The organism is Steroidobacter sp., assembly GCF_036402275.1.
Taxonomy (GTDB): domain Bacteria; phylum Pseudomonadota; class Gammaproteobacteria; order Steroidobacterales; family Steroidobacteraceae; genus Steroidobacter.
This window is the reverse complement of sequence record NZ_DASWTF010000030.1, coordinates 32,988-51,214: the sequence shown is the minus strand read 5'-3', so window position 1 is coordinate 51,214 and position 18,227 is coordinate 32,988. Positions and strand designations below refer to the sequence as shown.

Annotated in this window: 16 protein-coding genes; 4 read left to right on the top strand and 12 right to left on the bottom strand. The window is 63.6% G+C overall.

Annotated elements, in window-relative coordinates:
- Positions 1 to 34: 34 nt before the first annotated feature.
- From VGD45_RS14815 to rpsB, 10 genes are all read right to left on the bottom strand, one after another.
- Positions 35 to 625, bottom strand: coding sequence for an OmpH family outer membrane protein (locus VGD45_RS14815; RefSeq protein WP_331156097.1), 591 nt, complete (start codon positions 623 to 625; stop codon positions 35 to 37).
- A gap of 62 nt (positions 626 to 687) precedes the next feature.
- Positions 688 to 3,168 carry an outer membrane protein assembly factor BamA gene (gene bamA, locus VGD45_RS14810; protein WP_331156096.1) on the bottom strand — a complete coding sequence of 827 codons (2,481 nt, stop codon included), beginning with the start codon at positions 3,166 to 3,168 and terminating at the stop codon, positions 688 to 690.
- A 39-nt stretch (positions 3,169 to 3,207) separates the two neighbouring features.
- Positions 3,208 to 4,605, bottom strand: a complete 1,398-nt coding sequence (gene rseP, locus VGD45_RS14805; protein WP_331156095.1) for an RIP metalloprotease RseP — start codon at positions 4,603 to 4,605, stop codon at positions 3,208 to 3,210.
- On the bottom strand, positions 4,602 to 5,810 hold the full coding sequence (gene ispC, locus VGD45_RS14800) for a 1-deoxy-D-xylulose-5-phosphate reductoisomerase (RefSeq protein ID WP_331156094.1): 1,209 nt from the start codon (positions 5,808 to 5,810) through the stop codon (positions 4,602 to 4,604). The genes rseP and ispC overlap by 4 nt, the downstream gene beginning before the upstream one ends.
- Positions 5,807 to 6,601 (bottom strand): phosphatidate cytidylyltransferase, encoded by a 795-nt coding sequence (locus tag VGD45_RS14795; protein ID WP_331156093.1) that lies wholly within the window; start codon positions 6,599 to 6,601, stop codon positions 5,807 to 5,809. Before VGD45_RS14795 ends, ispC begins: the two co-directional genes overlap by 4 nt.
- Positions 6,601 to 7,353 carry a polyprenyl diphosphate synthase gene (gene uppS / locus VGD45_RS14790; RefSeq protein WP_331156092.1) on the bottom strand — a complete coding sequence of 251 codons (753 nt, stop codon included), beginning with the start codon at positions 7,351 to 7,353 and terminating at the stop codon, positions 6,601 to 6,603. The genes VGD45_RS14795 and uppS overlap by 1 nt, the downstream gene beginning before the upstream one ends.
- A 20-nt stretch (positions 7,354 to 7,373) precedes the next feature.
- Positions 7,374 to 7,931, bottom strand: a complete 558-nt coding sequence (gene frr / locus VGD45_RS14785) for a ribosome recycling factor (protein WP_331156091.1) — start codon at positions 7,929 to 7,931, stop codon at positions 7,374 to 7,376.
- 28 nt (positions 7,932 to 7,959) lie between these two features.
- Complete coding sequence (gene pyrH / locus VGD45_RS14780) at positions 7,960 to 8,697, bottom strand: UMP kinase (RefSeq protein ID WP_331156090.1); 738 nt, start codon at positions 8,695 to 8,697, stop codon at positions 7,960 to 7,962.
- A gap of 90 nt (positions 8,698 to 8,787) precedes the next feature.
- Positions 8,788 to 9,687: a translation elongation factor Ts gene (tsf, locus tag VGD45_RS14775; protein WP_331156089.1), complete on the bottom strand. Its 900-nt coding sequence runs from the start codon at positions 9,685 to 9,687 to the stop codon at positions 8,788 to 8,790.
- Positions 9,688 to 9,694: 7 nt separating this feature from the next.
- Complete coding sequence (rpsB, locus tag VGD45_RS14770; RefSeq protein WP_349263277.1) at positions 9,695 to 10,696, bottom strand: 30S ribosomal protein S2; 1,002 nt, start codon at positions 10,694 to 10,696, stop codon at positions 9,695 to 9,697.
- Positions 10,697 to 10,983: 287 nt separating this feature from the next.
- Between rpsB and map the strand changes: the two genes are divergently transcribed.
- Genes map through dapD form a run of 4 tightly spaced genes read left to right on the top strand, consistent with a single transcriptional unit; the run spans position 10,984 to position 16,552 of the window.
- Positions 10,984 to 11,751, top strand: a complete 768-nt coding sequence (gene map / locus VGD45_RS14765; RefSeq protein ID WP_349263281.1) for a type I methionyl aminopeptidase — start codon at positions 10,984 to 10,986, stop codon at positions 11,749 to 11,751.
- Positions 11,752 to 11,788: 37 nt separating this feature from the next.
- Entirely contained in the window at positions 11,789 to 14,491 is a 2,703-nt protein-coding gene (gene glnD, locus VGD45_RS14760; protein ID WP_331156087.1) for a [protein-PII] uridylyltransferase, read from the top strand.
- Complete coding sequence (gene dapC / locus VGD45_RS14755) at positions 14,488 to 15,684, top strand: succinyldiaminopimelate transaminase (RefSeq protein WP_331156086.1); 1,197 nt, start codon at positions 14,488 to 14,490, stop codon at positions 15,682 to 15,684. The genes glnD and dapC overlap by 4 nt, the downstream gene beginning before the upstream one ends.
- 49 nt (positions 15,685 to 15,733) lie before the next feature.
- Complete coding sequence (gene dapD / locus VGD45_RS14750; RefSeq protein ID WP_331156085.1) at positions 15,734 to 16,552, top strand: 2,3,4,5-tetrahydropyridine-2,6-dicarboxylate N-succinyltransferase; 819 nt, start codon at positions 15,734 to 15,736, stop codon at positions 16,550 to 16,552.
- A 20-nt stretch (positions 16,553 to 16,572) separates the two neighbouring features.
- Here the strand turns inward: dapD and phoU are convergent, their stop codons facing one another.
- Positions 16,573 to 17,301 carry a phosphate signaling complex protein PhoU gene (phoU, locus tag VGD45_RS14745; protein WP_331156084.1) on the bottom strand — a complete coding sequence of 243 codons (729 nt, stop codon included), beginning with the start codon at positions 17,299 to 17,301 and terminating at the stop codon, positions 16,573 to 16,575.
- 9 nt (positions 17,302 to 17,310) lie between these two features.
- A complete protein-coding gene (gene pstB, locus VGD45_RS14740) occupies positions 17,311 to 18,225 on the bottom strand; it encodes a phosphate ABC transporter ATP-binding protein PstB (RefSeq protein ID WP_331156083.1) in 915 nt (304 codons plus the stop codon).
- Positions 18,226 to 18,227: the final 2 nt, after the last annotated feature.

The following is an 18,227-nucleotide window of genomic DNA, read 5'->3' as shown; positions in this document are numbered from 1 at the left end:
CAGACGCGCAACCGTCGGTTGCGGATATTCATGATTACTGCTTCGCCGGCGGAGTGGCGGGCTTGGCGGGCGGAGTGGCCGGCTTCGGGCCGCCACCGCTCTTGGCGCGCGCCTGCAGGGCGCTCAGCACCTGCGGCGTGATGTCGAGCGACTCGTTGACGAACAGCACGCCGTCGCCGACCACCAGGTCGAAGCCGGAAGTCCGCGCGTAGGCCTGCACTTCCTGCAACAGCGAGCGCTGCAGCTTGCCCAGCTCCTCGTTACGACGCACGTTCAGATCTTCGACGTACTCGTTCTGCTTGCGCGCCAGGTCGCGCTGACCTTCGCGCAGGTCCTTCTCGGCGTTGCGCCGCTCGTTCTCGGCCATCACGGCGCCGTCACGCTGCAGCTTCTCTTCCTTGGCCTTCAGGTCTTTTTGCTGAGCGGCCATTTCGCGCTGACGCGGCGAGAACTCGTCTTGCAGGGCCTGCATGGCCGACTTGGCCTGGGGCGCCTCCTCGAGCAATCGGGGAACGTTGACCACGGCGATCTTCAATTGCGTCTGCGCGCCGGCAGCGGGCGCGAGCAGCGCCATCGACAGCGCCAGCGGAGCCAGCAGGAAAGCGGAAATGCTCAAACGTGCCATGTAGCCAACCTCGGAATATGTCCCATTATCTTTAGGATCGAATCGTTGCCCGGAAAGCGCTCTCAAAACGCTTGGCCGATCGAGAACTGGAAGCCCTCGGTCTCGTCGCCGTAATGGTCGACGGTGTCGCCACTGACTTCCTTGAGCGGCACCGCGTAGCTGAACCGGAACACACCCAGCGGCGCCAGCCATTGCACGGCGAGACCGGCCGAGTGTCGGAGCTCATCATAACTGAAGTTGTAGTCCACCGGCTTCGGCGCCACGTTCGGATCGATCTGCGGCCCGAAAAAGTCGATGTTCTGATTCGAGAACACGTTGCCGATGTCGTAGAACAGGCTGAAACGCGCGCTGTTACGCCATTTTTCCGGCATCGGCAGCAGGATTTCGGTCTGCGCGATGGTCTTGATGTTGCCGCCGTAAGGACGGCCGAAATTGTCCTTCGGGCCCAGGCGGCTTTCTCGGAAGCCGCGCACCGAGTCGGGACCGCCGCCGAAATATTGACGGTAGGGCGGCAGCGCCGTCGTGTCGCCGAGCGCTTCACCATAAGCCAGCTCGACGTTGAACATGAGCGTGAAGCTGCGCCAGATCGGGATGAACTGCAGGAAATCGTACGACGCGGTCCAGAATTCCACGTCACTGCCCGGCACTGTGTAACCGATATTGAAACGATGACGCGCGCCGCGATCCGCGAAGATCGCACGATTGCGCGAGTCGTAACGCCAGCCGAGGTTGAGCTCGAGCGTGTCGAACTCGCTGCTGTACAGGAAGTACTCGCCCAATGACGTGTCGCACACGCCATTGTTATTGATGTAATCCACGCAGCGCGTGCGGGCATTGCCGTTCGAACGCACCCAATCGGTCGCCTGCTCGGCGCTGCCGCCCTGGCTGGTGACCAACTCGGCGCGCTGCGCCGTGAGGCCCACGCCGAGATATTGATATTCGGTGATGGGCCAGTCGTAGTTGATGCCGAGCGTGATCGTCTCGGTGTCGAAATCCGACGTCGCCGAAGTGAACTGAGTCACGTCGCGATAGCCCGCCGAGATCGTTCGCTGCACTTCGTCGATCGTGGTGTAACGATCGGTATGCGAGAACGTGAAGGCCTTGGCGTAACGGCCGGAGTTGATTTCCATGGCCACGCGATTGCCCGTGCCCATGAAATTCGAGTGCACGAAGTTGCCGTTCAAGATCACCGACTGCGACTCGGAGTAACCGACGCCGCCGCCGAACTGGCCCGGCAGGCCCTCCTCGATCTCGAAATCCACGTCCACCAGGTCGGCCGCGCCCGGCACCTGGTTGGTTTCCACTTCGACTTTCTGGATGAACGGCAGACGCTGGATACGCTGCTTGGAGCGCTCCACCGCCGAGTTCGACAGATACGAGCCTTCGAACTGGCGCATTTCGCGACGGAACACTTCGTCGTTGACACCGGAAGTGCCGTTGAAATTCACGCGACGCACGTACACGCGATTCTTCGGATCGACCACGAACGTCAGCGAGATTTCCTTGGTCTCGGCGTTCGGCGTCGGCACCGGATCGACCGTGGCGAACGCATAACCGTCGACGCCGAGTCGCAGCTTCATCGCCTCCTGCGTCGCGGTGATCTGCCGCAGCGAGTAGGTGTCGCCGGGCTTGAAGAAAATCAGCCGTCGCAGCTCCGACTCGGGCACGACCATGTTGCCGGCCATTTTGATCTCGGAGATTTTGAAAACATCGCCTTCCTGGACGTTGACCGTGACGAAGATGTCGTCCTTCTCCGGCGCGATCGCCACCTGCGTGGAAGTCACGGCGAAGTTGGCGTAGCCGCGGTCCATGTAGTACGAGCGCAGCTTTTCCAGATCGCCCGATAACGATTCGCGCGAGTAACGGTCGTCCTGTTTGTACCAGGACAGCCAGTTCGGCGTGTTCAGCTCGAACTCTTCGCGCAGCTCTTCGTCGGTGAACGCGGTGTTGCCGGCGACGTTGATCTGGCGGATGCGCGCGCGCTTGCCTTCGTTCACGTCGATGGTCAGCTTGACCTTGTTGCCCGGCACTTCCTCGACCTTGGTGTCGACGCGCACCGCGTACTTGCCGCGCGAGAAATACTGGTCGGTGAGGTATTGCTTGACCTCGTCCAGCACCGACTGGTCGAAGGTCTTGCCGGTGGCGAGACCGACGTTGCGCAGGGACTTCTGCAGGTCCTCGGTCTTGATGTCCTTGTTGCCCTTGATCTCGAAGCTCTCGATCGAAGGCCGCTCCAGCACCGCGATCACCAGCGTGCCGCCTTCGCGACGGATCTCCACGTCGCGGAAAAAGCCGGTGTTGTACATGGCGCGCAGCGCTTCCTGGATACGGCGCTGATCGATCTGGTCGCCGATGTTCACGGGCAGGTAGTTGTACACCGTGCCTTCGGAAATACGCTGCAGGCCTTCGATACGGATATCGCCGACCGTGAAGCGGGACTCCGACGCGGCGACTTGCGCCACGGCCACGCCCTGCCAAACGCCTGGCAACGCGCCTGCCGCTGCGACCGCGAGCGTCGCGTGGATGATGGACTTCAACCGCATCAGCCCTATGCCCCTATGTTCTCGTTGGAAGTGCGCGAATTACTGCAGATGCCGCGCGATGTCGTTGTAGAAGGCCAGCGTCATCATCAGGATCAACATCGCGATGCCGATCTGCTGTCCGAGCAGCTGTGCTCGTTCTGAGACCGGCCGGCCCTTCACCAGTTCCGCCAGCTGATACACGATCTGCCCGCCGTCCAGAATCGGAATGGGCATCAGATTGAGCACGCCCAGGCTGATGCTGATCAGCGCCAGGGTGCTCAGGAAGATGCGCCAGCCCTGCCGGACCGCGAAACCGGTGGTCTCCGCGATGCTGATCGGTCCGGAAATCGCCTTCAGCGACACGTTACCGGTGACGATGCGGCCGACGATTCGCAAGGTGAACAACGAGGTGTCCCAGGTCTTGGTGGCGGCCTCGCCGACGGCGGCGAACACGCCGTATTTCTGCAGCGTGAACAGATCTTCGGTGGTCCGGCCGGTTGCGATCGGCTCGTTCACCGGCACTACGCCGATCATGCCGGTACGCCGGCCGCCCGTCGTGCTCTCTCCAATCGTGATCGGCAAGGTCATCACCTGCCCGTCGCGGCGAATCTCGATGAGCACGTTCTGGCCGGGCCTGGGTCCGACCTGCGCTTTCAACTCGCTGAAGTCCACGATGGCCTTGCCGTCGACTTTGAGAATCTCATCGCCCGTTTTGACGCCAGCGCGGAGCGCGGCAGAGTCGTCCATCACTTTGGCGACCTTGGCGGGCACCTTCGGCTGCCAGATATCGAAGCCCAGTCCCGGGAACAGCGCTTCGGGCTGCGTCAGCTCGCGGGTGCGGTCGCCGGCCACCAGCGCCAGGTCGCGCTCGCCGCCATCCACGCCGCGCACTCGCATCTGAATCGTGCCGTCGTCGGTCACGTCCTCGATGATGCCGAGCGTCGCCGCTTCCAGTGTCTCGGTGGGCTTGCCGGCGACGGCGATGATTTGATCCTCGTATCGCAGACCGGCGCGCGCGGCGATCGAATCCGGCGTCACTTCGCCGATCAGCGGGCGCAGCGCCGGCACGCCGGCGGTGAACAGGATCCAATACAAAAACACCGCGAAAATCAGGTTGAACAGCGGTCCGGCGAGCAGCACGGCGATGCGCTTCCACACCGGCTGACGATTGAAGGCGCGCGGCAGCTCCTCGGCGGGCACGTCGCCCTCGCGCTCATCGAGCAATTTCACATAGCCGCCCAGCGGAATGGCGGCGATCGCGTATTCGACGTTGTCCTTGCCGCCCGTGTGCTGCCACAGCGGCTTGCCGAAGCCGATGGAAAAACGCAGCACCTTGATGCCGAGCCGGCGCGCGACCCAGTAGTGCCCGAACTCGTGCACCGCCACCAGCACGCCGATGGCCACGATGAACGCCAGCGCCGAGATCAACCATTCCAGAGGACTGCTCGGAGAAATCATGCACACACTCCCGCGGCTGCCCGAAGGGCCGCATGCGCCTCGCGGCGCGCCCAGTCATCCGCGCTCAATACGTCATCGAGCGAGCTGGCCGGCAGCGTCGAGTGACGCGCCAGGACGCGCTCGATCACTTCCGGAATCTCTAGGAAAGACAACCGGCGCTGTAAAAATGCTTCAACAGCGACTTCGTTCGCGGCGTTCAGCACCGCGGGCATCGTGCCACCGGCCTCCGAGGCGGCCCGCGCCAGCCCCAGACACGGGAACCGGGCCGCATCCGGCGCTTCGAAATCCAGCCGCGCGGTCCGGACGATATCGAGCGATTCTACACCGGAGGCGATACGCTCCGGCCAGCCGAGCGCGTGCGCGATCGGCGTGCGCATGTCGGGATTGCCCAGTTGCGCGAGCATCGAGCCGTCGATGTATTCAACCAGCGAGTGCACGATGCTCTGGGGATGCACGACCACTTCCACCTGCGCCGGCGGCAACGCGAACAACAGACAAGCTTCGATCTGCTCCAGTCCCTTGTTCATCAGCGTGGCGGAATCCACCGAGATTTTTCGCCCCATGACCCAACGCGGATGCGCGCAGGCTTGTTCGGGCGTCACCGCCCGGAGCGCACTGGCCGGCGTGCGCAGGAAAGGACCGCCCGAGGCGGTCAGCAACACCCGCCGCACATCGGCGCGTGTGACGCCGGCCTGGGTCGCCCCCGGCCCACTCATACACTGAAAAACCGCGTTGTGCTCACTGTCGACGGGCAGCAACGTCGCCCCGCCCTCGCGCACGGCCTGCATGAACAAGGGACCGGACATCACCAGCGCTTCCTTGTTCGCAAGCATGATCCGCTTGCCCGCCCGGGCGGCGGCCAGGCTGGACCGCAGACCGGCGGCGCCGACGATGGCGGCCATTACCGCATCGACCTGCTCGTGGGCGGCGACCTCGCTCAACGCGGCCTCGCCCGTGAGAACGCGGGTTTTGCAGCCGGCGGCATGCAGGTCGGCGCTGAGCTTGGCGCCCGCCGATGCATCGACCACGACTGCGAATTGCGGACAGTGGGCAAGGCATTGCTCACGCAGCTTGGCCACATTGTTGTTGGCCGTGAGCGCGAACACTTCGAAACGATCGGGGTGACGGGCCAGCACGTCGAGCGTGCTCAGGCCGATGCTGCCGGTCGAACCCAGCACTGCGACACGAATACGGGCACTCGTCATCGCAACAACCCCAGCCGCTCCAGGCCGATCAGGAACACCGGCGCCGCGGCGGTCACGCTATCGACCCGGTCGAGCACGCCGCCGTGTCCCGGCAGCAGGCTGCCGCTGTCCTTCAGTCCCGCGTGACGCTTGAACAGACTCTCGGTCAGGTCGCCGACCACCGAGGCGATCGCCACGACCACGCACAACACCATGAACGGCACAGTGTCCATGCTGAACCACCATACGCCGACGGCGGCCATCAGCGCGGCCGCCAGTAAGCCGCCGCCCACGCCTTCCCAGGTTTTACCCGGGCTGACCCGGGGCGCGAGCTTGTGCTTGCCGAACGCCCGGCCGGCGAAATATGCGCCAATGTCCGCCGCCACCACCAGCATCAGCAGAAACAACAGCAGTTGCGGCCCTTGGGCGTGCAGGCGCACCAGCGCGAGCCACACGGGAACCAGCACGAACAGACCGGCGATCGCGGCGGTGGCGCGATTCACGTTGCCGGGAGCGAACGCAATCCACAGCAGCGCCAGCAACCACCACACCAACGAGGCGTACAGCAGCAGGTTCGATTCGACGCTATCGACGCCGATGTACCAGGCGGTGACCACACCGGCAGCGATGAATGCCACGTAGCCCAGTCGGGTCGACGCCTGCGTGAAGCCCGGAAAGGCCGACCATTCCCAGGCGCCGGCGGCCACCAGCAGCGCCAGCACCGAGGCGGTGACCAGATGGGGAACCCAGAGGATGACCAGAAAAACGAAGGGAGCCAGCACCAGCGCCGTGATCACCCGCTGGCGTAGCATCAGCGCGCCCCTGCCTGGCCCGGCGTCAGGCCGAAGCGTCGCTGCCGGCGCGAGAAGTGCTCGATGGCGGCGTCGAGCTCGCGCTCGCCGAAATCCGGCCAGAGCGTGTCGCAGAAGTACAGCTCGGTATAAGCGAGATTCCAGAGCAGGAAGTTGCTGATGCGCTGTTCCCCGCCGGTGCGGATGAGCAGATCGGGATCCGCCAGTCCCTCGGGAACATGGCGGGCCAACTCGAGCTGTGCGCCGAGTGCGGTCTCATCGATTGCGTCGCTCTGCATCTCGCCAGCAACACAGCGGCGCGCGAGCTCCCGAGCCGCGGCCGCGATGTCCCAACGGCCGCCGTACGCCACCGCGATCACCAGGCTCATGCCTGTGTTGTTCGCGGTGAGTTTCATGGCCGTTTCCATGCGCTCGCGCAGCGGTGTCGACAGCTGCGGCAGATTGCCGATGAAGCGCACCCGCAGGCCGTTCTTGTGCAGACCTTCGATCTCGTCGTCGAGCGCCTCGAGGAACCGGTTCATCAGCATCGAGACTTCTTCGCGCGGCCGCTGCCAGTTCTCGCTGGAGAACGCGAACAGGGTCAGCGCTTCGATGCCGCGATTGACGCACATCTCCACGACCTGCTTCACGGTGCGCACGCCCATGCCGTGGCCGGCCGAGCGCGGCAACGCGCGGTTCGCGGCCCATCGGCCGTTGCCATCCATGATCACCGCGATGTGGCGCGGGATGCCGCCGGAGCTTGGATTCTTCACGAGCTGCTGATGCCTTGACTTCAGATCTGCATCAGCTCTTTTTCTTTTTCCGCCAGCACCTGCTCGATATCGGCAATGTGCTTGTCGGTGAGCTTCTGCACTTCTTCGCCGGCGCGACGCTCGTCGTCCTGGGACAGCAGTTTTTCCTTGAGCATGTCCTTGATCTCGTTATTCACGTCGCGACGCACGTTGCGAACCGCGACGCGCGCGTTCTCCGCTTCGTGACGCACGACCTTGGTGAGATCCCTGCGGCGCTCTTCGGTGAGCGGCGGCATCGGCACGCGAATCACGGTGCCCGCGGTGTTCGGCATCAAGCCCAGGTCGGACTTCATGATGGCCTTCTCGATCACCCCCACCATGGTCTTTTCCCACGGGGTGACCGTGATGGTCCGTGCATCTTCCAATGCGATATTCGCGACCTGGTTCAACGGCACTTCGTTGCCGTAGTACTCGACGCGGATGTGCTCGAGCAGGCTCGGATGCGCGCGGCCGGTGCGCAGGCGCTTGAGCTCGTTGCGGAACGCGACAACGCATTTCTGCATGCGGTCGATGGCGTCCTTTTTTACGTCTTCCAGCATGGTCGTTCTCCAGGCTCGAGCTCGAAGCTCAGCCGTTTGTTACCAGCGTACCCACATCTTCGCCACGCACGATGCGCAGCAGCTCGCCGGGGGTGTTCAAATCGAATACGCGCAGCGGCAGGTTGTTGTCGCGGCACATGACGATGGCGGTGGCGTCCATCACGTTGAGGCGGTCCATCAGCACCTTGTCGAAGGTGAGGCGCGCATAGCGCGTGGCGTTCGGGTTCTTCATCGGATCGTCCGAATAGATGCCGTTGACCTTGGTGGCCTTGAGCAGCAGGTCGGCTTCGATCTCGATGGCGCGCAGCGAGGCCGCCGTGTCGGTGGTGAAGAACGGGTTACCGGTGCCGGCGGCGAGAATGCACACGCGGCCCTTTTCGAGGTGCCGCACGGCGCGCCGGCGGATGTATTCCTCACAGACTTCGTTGATGCGGATAGCGGACATCACCCGAGCGTGCAGGCCGAGCGCTTCGACCGCGTCCTGCATGGCGAGCGAGTTCATCACGGTGGCCAGCATGCCCATGTGATCGCCGGTGACGCGGTCCATGCCGGCGCGCGCCAGGCCGGCGCCACGGAAAATGTTGCCGCCGCCGATCACCACCGCCACCTGCATCCCTAAGCTCATCACCTCGCGGATCTCCATCGCCACCCGCTTGAGCATCTTCGGATCGATGCCGTAGTCCTCATCGCCCATCAGCGCTTCGCCGGAGAGCTTGAGCAGGATGCGGCGCAGGCCGTTGCCGGATGAGGAACTGCTAGCTGCCATAAAACCCTTCGTTCAGATAAAACTGCCGGCCATTATAAAGAACCCCGCCGGAGCGGGGTTCACTAAGTAACGTCTGATTCAGCCGACGGGTCACGCCTTCTTGGCGCTCTCCACCTGCTTGCGGACTTCCTCGGCGAAATCTTCCTGCTTCTTCTCGATGCCGGCGCCGACCTCGTAACGCACGATGGCCAGCACTTCGCCGCCCGCCTTCTTCAGGTACTGCTCGACCGTCTGCTTGTCGTCCTTGACGAACGGCTGGCCCAGCAGCGTGATCTCGTTCAGCCACTTGCGGACCTTGCCTTCGACGATCTTTTCCAGCAGATCGCGCGGCTTGCCGGCGTTCTTCGGATCCTGCGCCGCCTGCTCGACGAACACGCCCTTTTCCTTGGCGACCTGATCGGCCGGCACTTCGGCCGACGTGACGTGCGCCGGGTTGATGGCGGCGACGTGCATGGCGATGTCCTTGGCGACCGCGTCATCACCCGACTTCATCGCCACCAGGGCGCCGATGCGGGTGCCGTGCAGGTAGGCGCCGACCACGGCCGGGGCTTCCACCAGGGTGAAACGACGCACGCTGATGTTCTCGCCGATCTTGGCGATCAGGGCGCGGCGGGTCTCTTCGATGGACTGACCGCCCGGAATGGCCTGCTCGCCGAGAGCAGCCACGTCCGCCGGACGCTTCTCGAGCGCGACCTTGGCGACCGCGCTGGCGAAGTTCTGGAAGTCCTTCTCGCGCGCGACGAAGTCCGTCTCGCAGTTCACTTCGACGATGGCGGCGCGCTTGCCGTCGGCCGAGCGCTCCAGAACGATCACGCCTTCGGCGGCGACGCGCGAGGCCTTCTTGTCGGCCTTGGCCAGACCGGCCTTACGCATCGCTTCCGCGGCGGCGTCCAGGTCGCCATTGGCTTCGACCAGCGCCTTCTTACATTCCATCATGCCTGCGCCAGTTCTCTCGCGCAGGATCTTCACTGCTTCAGCTGTAACGGCCATGGATCAATTACTCCGTCGCCGTGCCAGTGGCCGGGGGCGTGCCCGTGCCAGTGGTCGGCTTGCGCTTGGCCAGCGCCGCCTGGCGGCGGGCCATGAACTCTTCGGGGGACACGTCGCCTTCGACGTCATCGACCTCGGCGGCGACCACTTCCTCGACCTGCCCTTCAGGCAGCTTCTCCGGAGCGCGACGGCGAGTCGGAGCTTTCTTCTTGACCGCGGCGGGCTTGCGCTCGCGGCGAGCGGGCGGCGCGCCGGCAGACTTCGGCTTCGGCTTGCCTTCCTCGTCCAGCTCCACGAACTCGTCCTCGCCCGCCGGCACTTCCGGCTGCGCCGAACGGCCGTCGAGCACGGCGTCGGCGACGCCTTCGACGTACAACTGGATGGCGCGCATGGCGTCGTCGTTGCCCGGCACGACGTAGTCCACGTCATCCGGGGTGCAATTGGTGTCGACGATGGCGACCACCGGGATACCCAGCTTCTTCGCCTCGTGAATGGCGATCTTCTCGTGGCCGACGTCGATCACGAACAGCACGTCCGGCAGCGACTCCATTTCCTTGATGCCGCCCAGGCTGCGCTCCAGCTTCTCGCGCTCGCGACGCAGGCCCTGGGCCTCGCGCTTGCTGTGCTGCTCGAGCGTGCCGTTGGTGGCCATCTCGTCGAGATTGCTCAGACGCTTGATGGACTGACGCACGGTCTTGAAATTGGTGAGCATGCCACCCAGCCAACGGTGGCTGACGTAAGGCATGCCGGCGCGTGACGCGGCCTGTTTCACTGCCTCGCGGGCCGAACGCTTGGTGCCGACGAACAGCACGCGGCCGCCGTCCGCCACGACCTGGCGGATGAAGCCCGCCGCCTCTTGATACATGGGCAGCGTCTTTTCGAGGTTGATGATGTGGATTCGGTTACGCTCGCCGAAGATAAAGGGAGCCATCTTCGGGTTCCAGAAGCGGGTTTGGTGTCCGAAATGAACGCCCGCTTCCAGCATCTGTCGCATGGACACGCTGGTCATCGCAAAACTCCTAAGGGGTTGAGCCTCCACCTGCCCCAGGCGACGACCCGTAAGTTCATTACAGGCACCCCGTCGACTGTGTCGGTCAGGTGTGAGAATTCAGTTAAAGAGAGAGATTCGTTGCCAAAAAAACGCGCGCTTTATACCATAAACTCCATGATCGTTCACAATTTTTTCCGGCGAGCCGCAACCCCATGATGCGTGGGCTGTTGCAATCCCTACACCGGCGCACCACCGGTGCTGAAACCGAGCCCGGCTCCGCCGCCCTGACCTCAGCCCCACATGCCATGCAGGTGACGATCAAAACCCCCGCCGAACAGGAACAGATGCGCGTCGCTGGCCGTCTGGCCGCGGACGTGCTGGACATGATCGGCCCGTACGTGGTGCCCGGCGTGACCACCGAGGAGCTCAATGCCCGCTGCCATGACTACATCGTCAATGTGCAGAACGCGATCCCGGCGCCGCTGAACTACCGCGGCTTCCCGAAGTCGATCTGCACCTCGGTGAACCATGTGGTCTGTCACGGCATCCCGAGCCCGGACAAGCGCCTCAAACAGGGCGACATCATCAATATCGACGTGACCGTCATCAAGGATGGCTGGCACGGCGACACCAGCCGCATGTATCCCGTGGGCAAGATCGCCCCGGCCGCGCAGCGGCTCATCGACATCACCCACGAGGCCATGTGGACCGGCATCCGCCAGATCCGTCCGGGCGCCCGCCTCGGCGACCTCGGCGCCGCCATCCAGGCGTTCGTCGAGCCCCAGCACCTGTCGATCGTGCGCGAGTATTGCGGACACGGTATCGGCCGGATCTTCCACGAAGATCCGCAGGTGCTGCATTATGGCGAGCGAGGCCGCGGCGTCGAGCTGGTCCCCGGCATGACCTTCACGGTCGAGCCGATGGTGAACGTGGGCAAGCGCCACGTGCGGCTGCTGCCCGACGGCTGGACCGTCATCACCAAGGATCACTCCTTGTCGGCCCAGTGGGAACACACGGTCTTGGTGACTGACACCGGCTACGAAGTGCTCACGCTCGGCGCGGCCCAGCGCTGAGTATCATTGCGGCCTTCTTTCGTTTGTAGTCGGTGCCATGCCCGTCGTCACGCCGGATGACCTGGAAGAACTCGCCTCCGCGCAGGCGGCGAGCGATCCCTCCTGGGACTATCTCAGCACGCTGCAATCGTCGCTGACCGCCCACCCCAAAGACGTCACTACCTTTCGCAACGCCCTGACCGAGGGCGACAACCGGCTCAAGCAACGCTTTCTGGATGACGAGCCGGTCGAGCGCCTGGTGCGCGACCGCGCACGCCTCGTCGACGCATTGTTGAAAACAGCGTGGTCGATGCACGTCGGCGAGCATGTCCGCGACGTGGCATTGATCGCCGTCGGCGGCTACGGCCGCGGCGAGCTCAACCTCTGCTCCGACATCGACGTCATGATCCTGCTGCCGAAGAGCGAAGCCGCTCCGTGGCAGGGCTCGCTGGAAAAGTTTCTCACCTTCATGTGGGACATCGGCCTGGAAGTGGGCCACAGCGTGCGCACCATCGACGACTGCCAGCGCGAGAGCGCCGCGGATGTGAGCGTCGCGACGACCATGATCGAAGCGCGCCTGCTGCAAGGTCCCGATCAACTGTTCGAAGCCATGCGTCGTGCGCTCGCCCCCGAGCGTGTGTGGCCGACTCGCGATTTCTTCGAGGCGAAGGTCAACGAGCAGACCGCGCGCCATCACCGTTATTACGACACCGCCTACAACCTCGAACCGAATGTGAAGTCGAGCCCGGGCGGACTGCGCGATATTCAGACGATCGGCTGGGTCGCCAAGCGTCACTTCGGCGCCGAGTCGCTGGATCAACTGGTCGAGCACGGCTTCCTCACCCGCAGCGAGCTGCGCAAGCTGAAAACCGCGCAGGCGTTTTTGTGGAAGGTCCGTTTCGCCCTGCACGTGCTGACTGCGCGGCGCGAGGACCGGCTGCTGTTCGATCACCAGATCCGGCTCGCGAAAATGTTCGGCTACGAGGACGCGACCTATACCCTCGCGGTCGAGCAGTTCATGCAGCGGTACTACCGCACGGCCATGGACGTGAGCCTGCTGAATGAAATGCTGTTGCAGCTGTTCCGCGAGGCCATTCTCACGGATCCGAATGTGCCGCCGGTGCCGGTGAACGCGCGTTTCCAGATCAGGAACGATTTCCTCGAAGTCACCAACGAGGACGTGTTCGATCGCTATCCCTCGGCCATGCTGGAGCTGTTCGTCATCATCGAGCAGAACTCCGAAAAGATCCGCGGTGTGCGCGCCGCCACCATCCGCCAGCTCACGCGGCATCTGTGGCTGATCGACGAAGAGTTTCGTCAGCATCCGCGCAACCATCGTTTGTTCTTCGAGATCCTGAGCGCGCCGGTCGGCGTGACGCACGAGCTGCGTCGCATGAACCTGTATGGCGTGCTCGGCCGCTACATTCCGGCGTTCGGCCGCATCGTCGGCCGCATGCAATACGATTTGTTTCATGCGTACACGGTGGATGCGCACACGCTGTTCGTCGTCAGCAATCTGCGTCGCTTCGCGATGCCGAAGTACGACCACGAGTTCCCGGCGTTGTCGCGCATCATGCAGTCGCTGCCCAAGCCGGAGCTCGCTTATCTCGCGGCCATCTTCCACGACATCGCCAAGGGCCGCGGCGGCGATCATTCCGAGCTGGGCTCGGTCGACGCCGAAGCGTTCTGTCTCGAACAGGGCTTGTCGCGTTACGACGCGCGCCTGGTCGCGTGGCTGGTGCGCAATCACCTGGTGCTGTCGGTCACGGCGCAGAAAAAAGATATTTCCGATCCGAAGGTCATCAACGAATTCGCCAAGCACGTCGGCGATCAGACGCACCTCGATTATCTGTACGTGCTGACGGTCGCGGACGTTCGCGGCACCAATCCGAAGCTCTGGAACAACTGGAAGTCGTCGCTGTTCGCCGAGTTCTACGAGCGCACGCGCCAGGCTTTGCGTCGCGGTCTGGAAAGCCCGCTCGACAAAGACGAACTGATCGCCGAGACGCAAGCGCGGGGCAAAGATCTCACGATGCGCGCCGGTGTCGGCGACGTGCTGCGGCAGTCGGTGTGGCAGCGATTCACCGTCGATTACTTCCTGCGCCACACGCCGGAAGAAATCGCGTGGCATACGAAGATGCTGGCGGAGCGAGACAACGACGATCAAACCTCGCTCGTGTCCGTGCAACAGCTCTCTGGACGCGGCGGCACCGGCATCTCGACATACACGCCGCAGACTCAGCACAGCTTCGCGCGCACCACTGCCCTGCTCGATCAGCTCGGCTTGAACATCGTCGACGCACGCATCACTCCGACCGCCGACGGCTTCAGCCTCGACGTGTATCACGTGCTAGAAGACACCGGCGCGGAGATCACCGATCCCGCGCGCATTCGTGACATCGAACAACAGCTCTCGCATGCGCTTTCGAAGCCCGACAACGTGGCCGTCACTGTGACCCGGCGCGCGCCTCGTCAGGTGCGGATGTTCACGACCGCCACGCAGGTGACGTTCAGCGAAGATCCAGTCAACGGTCGCACCATCGTCGAGATCATCGCCGGCGACCGGCCGGGCCTGCTGTCGCAAGTCGCCAAAGTGTTCATGGCCGAACAGGTGAAGATCTACACCTCCAAGATCATGACCGTCGGCGAGCGCGCCGAGGACGTGTTCTATATCACCGACGATGCCGGCGGCCCGCTGAACGAGCAGGCGAAACAGCAGCTGGCGCAAAGAATCACTGAAACACTCGACCGCCGCGTATGAATCCCGCTTTGAACAAGCTGCAGCCGTATCCCTTCGAACGGCTGCGGGCGCTGCTGGCCGGCGCACAGCCGCCCGCGCATCTGTCGCACATCGCGATGTACATCGGCGAGCCTCGTCATCCATCGCCGCCGCTGGTGGTCGACGCCCTGACGAAAAACATGGAAGGGCTCGGCAGCTATCCCCTCACCGCCGGCATTCCTCAACTGCGTGAGGCCATCGCGAACTGGCTGACGCATCGTTTCAAGTTGCCGGCCGGCTCGGTGTCGCCGGAGACCATGGTGTTGCCGGTCAACGGCACGCGCGAAGCGCTGTTCGCTTTCGTGCAGGCCGTGACGGATCCGAGCAAGCAGCCGCTGCTGGTCATGCCGAATCCGTTCTATCAGATCTACGAAGGCGCGGCGTTGCTCGCCGGCGCCGAGCCGTACTTCATGCCGAACGAGGCCGAGGATTCGGCGCTGCCCGATCTGGAGAGCGTGCCCGCCGACGTGTGGAAGCGTTGCCAAATCCTGTTCCTGTGCTCGCCCAGCAATCCGACTGGCGCGGTCGCGAGCATCGAATATCTGCAGCGCGCGCTGGAACTGGCCGAGCGATATGACTTCGTCATCGCATCCGACGAGTGTTACAGCGAAATCTATTTCGACGAAGCGAACCCGCCTGCCGGCCTGCTGCAAGCCGCGGCCGCCGCGGGCAATACGTCGTACGAGCGCTGCATCGTGTTTCACAGCCTCTCGAAGCGCTCCAGCGTGCCGGGACTGCGCTCGGGTTTCGTGGCCGGCGATGCGAAGTTGCTGAAGCCGTTCCTGCTCTATCGCACCTATCACGGCTCGGCCATGCCGCCGCCGGCGCAATTCGCGAGCATCGCTGCGTGGAACGATGAAGCGCACGTGCTGGAGAACCGCAATTTGTATCGGCAGAAGTTCGCCGCGGCGCTGCCCATTCTTCGCGAAGTCATGCCGGTCGAGATGCCCGAGGCGTCGTTCTATTTGTGGCCTAGAGTCGACAACGACGAACGCTTCACTCGCGAGCTCTTCGAGCAGCAGAACATCAAAGTGTTGCCGGGCAGCTACATTGCGCGACCGACCCCGAGCGGCAATCCCGGCAGCGACCGCGTGCGCATCTCACTGGTCGCCAATGTGCCGGAGTGCATCGAGGCGGCATCACGCATTCGCGAGTTCGTGAAGAACCGAAAGTGACCACTGACTTTAGTCAGTGTCATTTGTCTATTTCAGCTACACTTCGGCCATGACTGAGCTAGCTAACATCATCAACGACGCCTTCGAGCGTCGCGCCGAATTCAATCCCAAGAACGCGCCCACCGAAATCCGCGGAGCGGTCGAGCAGGCCCTGACGATGCTCGACACGGGCAAAGCGCGCGTCGCCGAAAAGCGCGACGGCAAGTGGGTCGTGAATCAGTGGCTGAAAAAAGCCGTGCTGCTCTCCTTCCGGCTTTATGACAACCGGCCGATGGAAGCGGGCTTCACTCAGTTCTTCGACAAGGTGCCGCTGAAGTACTCCGATTACGACGAAGCGCGCTTCCGCGCCGAAGGTGTGCGCGTCGTGCCGCATGCCATCGTTCGTCGCGGCGCTTTCGTGTCGCCGAATTCGATTCTGATGCCCTCCTATGTCAACGTCGGCGCATTCGTCGGCGAAGGCACCATGGTGGACACGTGGGCCACGGTCGGCTCGTGCGCGCAGATCGGCAAGAACGTGCACCTGTCCGGCGGCGCCGGCATCGGCGGCGTGCTCGAGCCGCTGCAGGCCAACCCGACCATCATCGAAGACAACTGCTTCATCGGCGCGCGCTCCGAGATCGTCGAAGGCGTGATCGTCGAGGAAGGCGCGGTGATTTCGATGGGCGTGTTCATCGGCGCCAGCACCAAGATCTACGATCGCGAGCGGGATGAAGTGACTTACGGCCGCGTGCCCGCGGGCGCCGTCGTCGTCGCCGGCTCGCTGCCCTCCGCCACCGGCAAATGCGGCCTGTATTGCGCCGTGATCGTGAAGCGCGTCGATGCGCAGACGCGCGCCAAGGTCAGTCTGAACGAGTTGCTGCGCGACTGAGAGTCAACGCGCGTACTTCGTCATTTTTCCGGAGTGCCTGCTTCGGCGTGTTTTTTCTTGTGGCGCACGTCTTCGCCGCTGGACACGAACTCGACCTGCTCGGCGATGTTCTTGGCGTGGTCGCCGATGCGTTCCAGGCCTTTCAGGGCGAACACGGTGTCGATGGTGGCGCCGAGGAAGCGGGCGTCCTGCATGGCGAGGGTCATGATCTGGCGCAAGGCGGCGGCGAATTCGTCGTCGAGCTCGGAATCGCGGGCGCGCACGGCGCGCGCCATGTCGGCGTTGGATTCGTCGAGCGAGCGCACGGCGTCTCGAAGCATACCCGTGGTCAGCTCGGCCATGTGGCGCAGGAAGCGTGCGACCGCAAGCACTGGGCCCTGAGGCTCGCCGGTAGCGACGCGAGCGGCGAACTTAGCGATCTTCTTCGCTTCGTCGCCAGCGCGCTCCAGTTCGATGGTGATGCGCGACGCTGCCTTGGCCATGCGCAGGTCGCTGGCCATCGGTTGATGAAGCGCGATCAGCTGGAAGGCTTCGCGATCCACGAAGCGCTCCAGCTCATTGACGGTCTCTTCGCGGGACAACACCAGATCCGCGATGGAAGCATCGCCGTCCAGCAAGGCTCGAACAGCCAAGGACACCTGATCGATCACCAGCCCGCCCATGCCGACGATCTGAAGCCGCAGATCGGAGAGCGCGGCGTCGAAGGCCTTCGCGGTGTGACCTTCGACCGGATCGGGCAGCTCCGTCATCGCATCATCTCAGCCGTAACGGCCCGTGATGTAATCTTCGGTCGCCTTCTTGCTCGGATTGGTGAAGATCTTGGCGGCCTCGTCGAACTCGATGAGCTCGCCGAGATACATGAAGGCGGTGTAGTCGGACACGCGCGCGGCCTGCTGCATGTTGTGAGTCACGATCAGCACCGTCACCTGGTCGCGCAGCGTCGAGATCAACTCCTCGATCTTGGCCGTGGCGATGGGATCGAGCGCCGAAGTCGGCTCGTCGAACAACAGGATCTCCGGCGTGGTCGCCAACGCGCGGGCGATACAAAGACGCTGCATCTGACCGCCGGACAACGCCAGCGCCGAATCCATCAAACGATCTTTCACTTCGTCCCACAGCGCGGCTCCGCGCAGCGCCTTCTCCACTTCTTCGGCGAGCGTCGCACGATTGCGAACCCCACGCAGACGCAGGCCGTACGCGACGTTCTCGAAAATGGTCTTCGGGAACGGGTTGGGCTTCTGGAACACCATGCCGATGCGCATGCGCACTTCGATCGGATCGATGCCCGGACCGACCAGATTGATGTTGTCCGGATGCAGCGTGATGCTGCCTTCGTAACGGGTGTCCGGCTGCAGATCGTGCATGCGGTTGAAGCAACGCAGGAACGTGCTCTTGCCGCAGCCCGACGGGCCGATCAACGCCGTGACCTGCTTGTCCGCGATGGGAATCGACAGGTTCTTCAGCGCGCGATTCTGGCCGTAGTAGAAGTTCAGGTTATCGACCTGCGCCTTCACGCTGGTGATGGCGCGCGCCTGACGAGTGTCGTCCACCGCGATCGATACCCGAGGCGTCGCCGCCCCCGCCGGAGGTTGACTCGAGCGCGCGGGTTCTTCGTTACGCAAGACAGTCTCCTGGACGATATCGCCGGTGCCCGGTTTGGTCGTGGTTGCCATAC